The 7,443-nt window shown below is 31.4% G+C and carries 7 protein-coding genes; 1 reads left to right on the top strand and 6 read right to left on the bottom strand.

The annotated features are described in order from the left end of the window. The 3 genes from CCE28_RS16990 to CCE28_RS16980 form a co-directional block, all read right to left on the bottom strand. The coding region (locus tag CCE28_RS16990) for a hypothetical protein (RefSeq protein WP_330396877.1) at window positions 1-275 on the bottom strand (275 nt) is incomplete at its 3' end. Between the two features lie 231 nt (window positions 276-506). Further along, entirely contained in the window at window positions 507-1,916 is a 1,410-nt protein-coding gene (locus CCE28_RS16985) for a sodium-dependent transporter (protein WP_095134920.1), read from the bottom strand. 221 nt (window positions 1,917-2,137) lie between these two features. Beyond that, window positions 2,138-2,494: a winged helix-turn-helix transcriptional regulator gene (locus CCE28_RS16980; RefSeq protein ID WP_095134919.1), complete on the bottom strand. Its 357-nt coding sequence runs from the start codon at window positions 2,492-2,494 to the stop codon at window positions 2,138-2,140. Between the two features lie 190 nt (window positions 2,495-2,684). Here CCE28_RS16980 and CCE28_RS16975 point away from each other — a divergent pair, with 190 nt between their 5' ends. Beyond that, window positions 2,685-3,212: a GNAT family N-acetyltransferase gene (locus tag CCE28_RS16975; protein WP_095134918.1), complete on the top strand. Its 528-nt coding sequence runs from the start codon at window positions 2,685-2,687 to the stop codon at window positions 3,210-3,212. 343 nt (window positions 3,213-3,555) lie between these two features. Here CCE28_RS16975 and CCE28_RS16970 read toward each other — a convergent pair whose 3' ends face one another. The 3 genes from CCE28_RS16970 to CCE28_RS16960 all read right to left on the bottom strand — a co-directional run bounded on the left by CCE28_RS16970 (window position 3,556) and on the right by CCE28_RS16960 (window position 7,145). Beyond that, on the bottom strand, window positions 3,556-4,011 hold the full coding sequence (locus tag CCE28_RS16970; RefSeq protein ID WP_095134917.1) for a GNAT family N-acetyltransferase: 456 nt from the start codon (window positions 4,009-4,011) through the stop codon (window positions 3,556-3,558). 131 nt (window positions 4,012-4,142) lie between these two features. Then, complete coding sequence (locus CCE28_RS16965; protein WP_176461891.1) at window positions 4,143-4,724, bottom strand: class I SAM-dependent methyltransferase; 582 nt, start codon at window positions 4,722-4,724, stop codon at window positions 4,143-4,145. A 408-nt stretch (window positions 4,725-5,132) separates the two neighbouring features. Beyond that, complete coding sequence (locus tag CCE28_RS16960; RefSeq protein ID WP_176461890.1) at window positions 5,133-7,145, bottom strand: methyl-accepting chemotaxis protein; 2,013 nt, start codon at window positions 7,143-7,145, stop codon at window positions 5,133-5,135. Window positions 7,146-7,443: the final 298 nt, after the last annotated feature.

The following is a 7,443-nucleotide window of genomic DNA, read 5'->3' as shown; positions in this document are numbered from 1 at the left end:
ATAACTTCAAGCTGAACTTCATCTATGAATACCCCTATAAGAAAGGTCTCTAAACTAATTTGAAGATTGGTAAATAAGCGATGTGTCTTAGGAGTTGACCCTGTGCTAAATGCATTAGAAGAATTCTTAGGAGCTGTTCTAATGAAATAAAAGAGTCTATTCTCATTACGATAAATAACCTTACCATCTTTTATGATAGGATTGTCGTTACTTAAAAAAGCACTACATGGTGGAATTTTTCCCCCTTCATAAGGATTACAATTAGGTTTCTCCATTGTGGTTCACCTCGATTTAAAAGTATCAATAATATACAATATGCCCTTAAAAACTGAGTGGTTACATATGAATTATAAGTATGCCATACTTTTGTTCAATTAAGAAACTTTAACTATTTCAAAATGTAAAAACAGCTTAAGACAATATTGTCTTAAGCTGTGATTATTTTAATACTATAGTCTACTCTTCACCAACATCCTTTGATAAAGAGCCTATTTTTTCAACCTATATTAAAGCTTTTTAGATATGGCCGCAAAGAATCCAATTATTACGATTCCCACTATCATTATTGGGCCAGAACCACTTTCAAATCCTTGACGAATTCCGCTAATCGCAACTAGAGCAATTGTAATCGGAATAACATACTTAACTAATGCATACCATGTGTCAAACATTCCAAACTTTATTTCACCTTTGTTTGTAATTTCATCATATAAGTCTTGTTTATTTAATCTCCAACCTGCAAAGATACATAATAACATTCCACCGATTGCTAAGAAGATCTTATCTGTTAATAAATCAAATACATCAAATGCACCTGTTCCAAATAATTTTGGTCCTACGCCTCCTAGTGATAAAGAAGCTAAGATACAAAGTAATGCCATAACTGTTGATGAAGAGAATACAGCTTTCTTTCTACTAAACTGTTTTTCATCAATTAAGAATGCAACAACAACTTCTAGTAATGAAACTGAAGATGTTAACGCAGCTACTGTAAGAGCTACGAAAAACATAAGTGCAAACATAGAACCCATTGCACCCATTTCTGCAAATAATGTAGGTACAACAACAAATACTAATCCAGGTCCTGCTGCTGGTTCCATACCAAATGCAAACATTGCTGGGAACATTGCAATACCAGCTAATAATGCAACAGCTGTATCCATTGCAGTAACGATAGCTGCATTTTGTACAAGATTTTCTTTCTTAGAAAGGTATGAACCATAAGTGATCATACATCCCATACCTAATGATAATGAGAAAAATGCCTGCCCTAGAGCTGCCAGCACAACGCTACCATTTACTTTGCTAAAATCAGGTTTAAATAAGAATTCCATACCAGCCATTGCGCCAGGTAGGGTTAAACCTTTAATTGCAATAACAATCAAAATACCAAATAGTAAAGGCATTAATATCTTTCCAGCTTTTTCAATTCCAGAAGATATTCCTTTTACAACAATTACTACGTTTAAAATAAGGTATAATACCATCCACATTAGTGGTGTGCTAGGATTCGTAATAAATGCACCGAAAGAATCCCCAATAGCAGCAGGATTACTTAATAAACCTCCCCCTACTTTAAATACATATGCAAGAGCCCATCCTCCAACTACAGGATAAAATCCCATAATTAAGAATCCACTTAAAACTCCCAAAACTCCTGCAAATGTCCAACGCTTATCCACTGATTTAAACGCACCAACAGCGGCTAATTGTCTTCTTCTACCTACTCCAAATTCTGTAAGCATAACACTAAAACCTATGATTGCAACAAAAATCAAATAAATTAAAACAAATGCACCGCCACCATTGTTACCTGCGGTAAATGGGAATTTCCATATGTTCCCAAGACCTACTGCCGAGCCAGCTGCAGCCATTATGAAACCTATCTTGGAGCCCCAATTTTCTCTTTTTTCCATATTTTTATTCTCCCCCCTTAATTTAATGTTAGAATATTTGTAAAATTTCATTTATTATATCATACTTTCCCACTTTAATCTAGTAAAAATTTCGTGACATACAGTTTAATCCCCAATTGTAATCATTTTCCACGTAAATAGTATTCTTAAAATAAATAATGCAAATATGGAATTGTACTATGATCTAGTTCTCTTATTATTAATCTTATTAATTTTCATAATCACTTATTACATCTATCCATTTCCTTATTTTTCATTCCCTTACCCCATTTTGCCAATGATTCCAAAGCCGGTATCAAGTCTTTTCCTTCTTCAGTCAGTGAGTATTCTACTCTTGGTGGAATCTCCATAAACTGCTTACGATTAACAAGTCCATGATTTTCCATTTCTTTTAAAGATTGAGATAACATCATATTTGTTATTCCATCTACTTTTCTTTTCAATTCGTTGTATCGCAAAGTATTGTTTTGACTCAAAGCCCATATGATAGGAAGTCGCCATTTTCCTCCAATTAAGTTCAATGCATAGGTTAATGGACAATTATTCATATTTTTGTTTCCAGTACCTTTATCATTCATTTAATAACTCCTTTAATCAGTTTTTCCTTACTTAGTCATTAAATACTGCATACTTGTGCTTATTTTATTAAGTATTATAATTATATCATAATCGATGGATTTACTTTAATTTTGGTAAAGTTATAAACATTCTTTAGAGTTAGAGTTCCAAAAGTTTATTTTAAAATTATCAATAAAAGGAGTGAAATACATGAATATAAAATATGAGATTATACCTAGTGAAAAAGTGGGATCCTGTAGAGATTTATGCAATGAACTCATGATCTTTCAAAAATCAAAGGCAAAAATTAAACCAGAATTATTTGACAACATGAATTTTGAAACACGAATGATTCCTTCTATGAAAGGTGCCATCTACAATTATATTGTAGTTGTTAAAGATGATGATAAACCAGTCGGTTATGTATATTCTAACATATCTCCCAAAGAGACATATTCCAATGATTTTGCCACTTTTTTTGACCTTTCTTCTGTTAGCAGAAATAATGTGGGTTGTTTATCTCAGTTCTATATTAAAGAAGAGTACAGAGAACAAGGGATTGGGTCAATACTTTTTAATATGTCAATGAAATGGTTAAAACAATTTGATCATGTGGAGGATTATTTTATCTTTGTTTCAAATGGAAATGATGACGCATTGGAGTTTTATAAACGAAAAGGATTTGCTTTTAGCCATGAAATATTGGATGGTTTTATAACGGTTTTACGAGATAAATAATGATTATACAATCCATTGCATGATTACTGAATGATATTTTGTTAACAACCCAAGTAGACAATAAAAAACGAGCTATCTCAGCTCTAAAAATTATCTTCTATATGAGATAGCTCCTAACTTTAATTCATAATATCCCATATCATTTGTTATATCTAATATTGCCTCATTCATAAATTCTCTTCCTCCACCATTAACTATTTCATTCATATCCTCATCCGGGCCACCTGTAACAGAATCCCCTCCATGTGTGTTTTGTCACTCTGTTAATTCTAAAACGCATAATAATTTTTCTGCGTAATAATTAGATCCCCTAAGAATAAAGAGGGGGCAATACAATCCATTGTTAAACACCGATATTTTTTTTCATGTAAACGCGGGTCTCATCACGACCAATCTCTATCCACCCCAAATTAAGATAAAAGAAAATATTCTCGGTCAATAATACATGAGTGCCTAAATGTATTTCCACATACCCTCTGCGTTTTGCTTCTGATTCAGCGAAATCTATAAGCCCCCGTCCTAAACCTTTCCCCTGAAAATCAGGACGTACCGCCACATTTGCTATTGTAGTATAGTCATCTTCAAACATTAAAATCAAACCACCCACTATATCCTTGTCGGATTCCGCGACCCAGACTGGAAAAGAGGCTATTTCCTCTTCATAATCAACTTCCATAGGTGGAAGTCGTTTTCCATTGAGTCTATTTAAATATTTTGAGTAAGCCATATCCATACAACTTTTAAGATTCTTTGCATCATTAATAATAGCTTTTCGTATATTCCACTTTTTTGTGTTCATATTTCTACCTCCCTGGTAATTTAATCATTATGAGCATCTTGTTATATAGAATTCTATAAAACACTCTATATTATTATACTAATCGAATATTCTTTGAAATAACTTTTATTTGATAGGAAACATTCCATTTACTATACATCCTTATTTTTGATTACATACATAGCAAATTCAAATTTCCTTGTTAATCCAAACATCTTATGTGTTACTCTAATCATTGAGCTAGAAACCTCAACCCATTGTTCTTCTGTTTTATTAACTATGCCTTTTGCATATTCGTACACTTCATCTTCTATTGGGAATATCATACACATTTCTCCGTTATTTTTGATAATATGCCTCATCTTCTTAAGAAAAAACTGTACGTTTTCCTTTGATTTGAACGTATGCAATACCATATCGACTAAAATATAATCGAACCTCTTCGTGAATTCGTATTCCAATACGTCTCCTTCTATACCTTCAATTGATAAATAACGTTCACGAGCTCTTTCTTGCATCTGTTTAATTCCAACTCTTGACAGGTCAATACTCGTTACATTAAACCCAAAATCTGATAACATCAAAGAATTTCTACCTTGACCACTTCCAACATCTAGTACATCTTTATTTTTTGAATCTTTGTTTGAAAAGTATTCTTCCACCTCTTTATAAGGTTCTCCAAATCCATTTTTAATCATTGTATACATAAAATTTTCAATAGTTCTTTGTTTCATTTTCATCACCTCAAGAGAAATTTTAAGGTATAGACCAAGTCAACAGTCAATATAAAATTTTAAAAATATGGTGAAATATTCTTAGGAGGTTGATATATGCCAATGACTAAGGATGATATATTGCTGTTCATTTAGTTCTTGAATATATAAAAAGGCTCCCTCAAACCATCAGTCTGAGGGAACATAGATTATACATATTTAATTAGCCCAAAACCTTAAAAACGATTGAAAATATTTCTAAAGTTCAATGGGACATTTTACAATCTAAATATATAAATTAATAAATTTATCAAGCCTTATCCCTATTACTACTTAAAACAATAAAAAAACTACCTGTTTGGGATTGGCAAACAGGTAGCTATAATGCTTAAACTATTAATTTTTCTTTTTTATATCTTTAGTATTATTTTAATATTTAAATTTAGCAACACTCTGGTTCATATCTTCTGCTAATTTAGATAATTCTTCACTAGCATTTGCAATTTGCTCCATAGATGCTGTTTGTTCTTCTACTGATGCTGAAGCTTCTTCTGTTCCTGCCGCATTTTCTTCAGATATGGCAGAAAGATTTTCAATAATGCTAATTATATTGTCCTTTTTGTTTTCCATTATTTTACTTGATTCATTTATTTCATCTATTGAATTCTTAGTTTTTTCGATAGCTTCAGCAATTCCTTCGAATTTGTTTTCTGTCTTCTTCACACTTTCAGTTTGTTCATTTACAATTATAGCCATCTGTTTCATTGTAGTAACAGCATTTTCTGTTTTATCTTTTAAGTCATTAATAATGTTTGATATTTCTTCAGTAAATTCATCAGATTGCTCAGCTAGTTTTCTGATTTCATCAGCTACAACCGAAAAACCTCTTCCAGATTCACCTGCTCTAGCTGCTTCAATAGCTGCGTTTAGCGCCAATAAGTTTGTTTGTTCAGCAATATTCTTAATCATTTGACTGGCTTGATAAATTTTTTCTGCACTTTCATTGGCGTTCACAATAACTTCATTAATTTCTTTTGATGCTTTTTCATTCATTTTTGTTTTTTCAACTAAATCTTGAACGTTGTTTATACCTTCCTCTTTTAAATGTATAACTTGGTCTGCTGATTGATTTAAGTTACTTAATTTAACTTGTTCCTCTTCAATCAATACTCCTAATTCAGTAATATTGACAACCGCTTTTTCTGTATCTTTCGCTTGCTGGTTTGCTCCATTTGCAATTTCTTCAATTCCTCTAGCCACTTCGTTTGCAACGATTGATGCTTGTTGACTAGTTGCTGTCAACTCCTCTGATGAAGATGCAACATTTTGGGAATTATATGCTATCTGTTTAATGATTACTCTTAAATTATCTTCTATTTTTTGAATTGCCTTTAATAAATCCCCTATTTCGTCTTTCCTATTCATGAACTCAAGTGGTACATCTCTTGTGATATCATAGTTTGCTACTCCATCAATATGATTAACTGCTAAAGATATAGGTATTGTAATGCTTCGAGTAATTATAATACCAAACAAAATACTTGTTATTATAGCAATAATTGAAATAACTATGTTGAGTGTATCTGAAGTCTTTTCTACATTGCTTAAAAAAGCTAATACACCGTTTTCAATGGTTACAGCTAAATCTGAAGCCCTTTTTGCTTCACCTCTCATCTCAGTACTACTACGTTGTTGTTTTACTACTAATGCATCATATTCTTCAAAGGCATTTTTATATGTCTCTAGTGCACTCTTAGCTTCCTCAAGATTCTTTAAAACAGCTTGTGAATTCATTACTTTAGTTGCCTTGTTAAGGGCACTTTCTGTATTATTAATTAAATCTCTAAGATTATCTGCATACTCTTTTGATTCTGTTGCCACATATTTATTTGCTGCAATTCTAACTTCCATATAGTTATCAAATGCCTCTTGTAATAATAAGTACTTATCGTAAGAATTTTGGATATCCCTAGGATTTGTTAATGCTTTGATATACTCTTTTTCTAAAACCATAGTATTTCTAATTGTGTTAATCACAGTCTTTGCTGCTTCTGAACGTATTTTCCCTTGTTTTACTTTCTGATTTTCAAGTTCTTTAAATTGGTCGAATTGTTGTCTAAATAAATGGATTTGTTTATTCATTTCATTAGCATTTACTTTGTTTTTCTTGGACTTCATTAGACTTTCGACATCCTGCAAAGCAGTTTCACTTTCTGTCAAATATTTTGATACAAGTTCTGCAGATTCACTTGTACCATCTGTTTCAAATCGAACTTGTTCAATTCTTGCTAGAGCAGTATTATACTTTGCAGAGTTAGTTTGATCAAAAATATGTATTTGATAAGTGATATTTTTTAAATTGATAAAACTAACAATCGTTAAAACAATAATAAAAATAGTAACTAAACTAAACCCTACTACAAGGCGAGTTCCAATTTTCATATTTTTTATAAAGCTTCCCTTCTTCCTTACTTTTTTTCTTTCATTGGTCATTACTGTTTAATCCCTTCTTATAATGTATTTAGGTTAATAAAGGTAACCCAGAATCCTTTACTTACTCAAAACTTATACTTTTAAGTATATTATCTTTACGTATCCGTCCTTTCTTGAAACTTCCATAAGTTAAAATCTTCAGATATTTCTCAGTTATAGTAATTATACCATGTTTTGTCAATAACTGTCGTTATTAACAATTATTAACTTATATGTCTTATCATTTATAAATACATATATTTTCATA

Source organism: Anaeromicrobium sediminis (assembly GCF_002270055.1).
Lineage (GTDB): Bacteria > Bacillota > Clostridia > Peptostreptococcales > Thermotaleaceae > Anaeromicrobium > Anaeromicrobium sediminis.
Note: the sequence above shows the minus strand (reverse complement) of the source record. Positions and strands in the feature narration are given on the sequence as shown.

Bases quoted from the DNA above. Each gene is read 5' to 3' on its own strand.
- CCE28_RS16975 (WP_095134918.1), top strand. From the start codon at position 2,685: ATGAATATAAAATATGAGATTATACCTAGTGAAAAAGTGGGATCCTGT.
- CCE28_RS16985 (WP_095134920.1), bottom strand. From the start codon at position 1,916: ATGGAAAAAAGAGAAAATTGGGGCTCCAAGATAGGTTTCATAATGGCT.
- CCE28_RS16965 (WP_176461891.1), bottom strand. From the start codon at position 4,724: ATGAAACAAAGAACTATTGAAAATTTTATGTATACAATGATTAAAAAT.
- CCE28_RS16960 (WP_176461890.1), bottom strand. From the start codon at position 7,145: ATGAAAATTGGAACTCGCCTTGTAGTAGGGTTTAGTTTAGTTACTATT.
- CCE28_RS16970 (WP_095134917.1), bottom strand. From the start codon at position 4,011: ATGAACACAAAAAAGTGGAATATACGAAAAGCTATTATTAATGATGCA.
- CCE28_RS16980 (WP_095134919.1), bottom strand. From the start codon at position 2,494: ATGAATGATAAAGGTACTGGAAACAAAAATATGAATAATTGTCCATTA.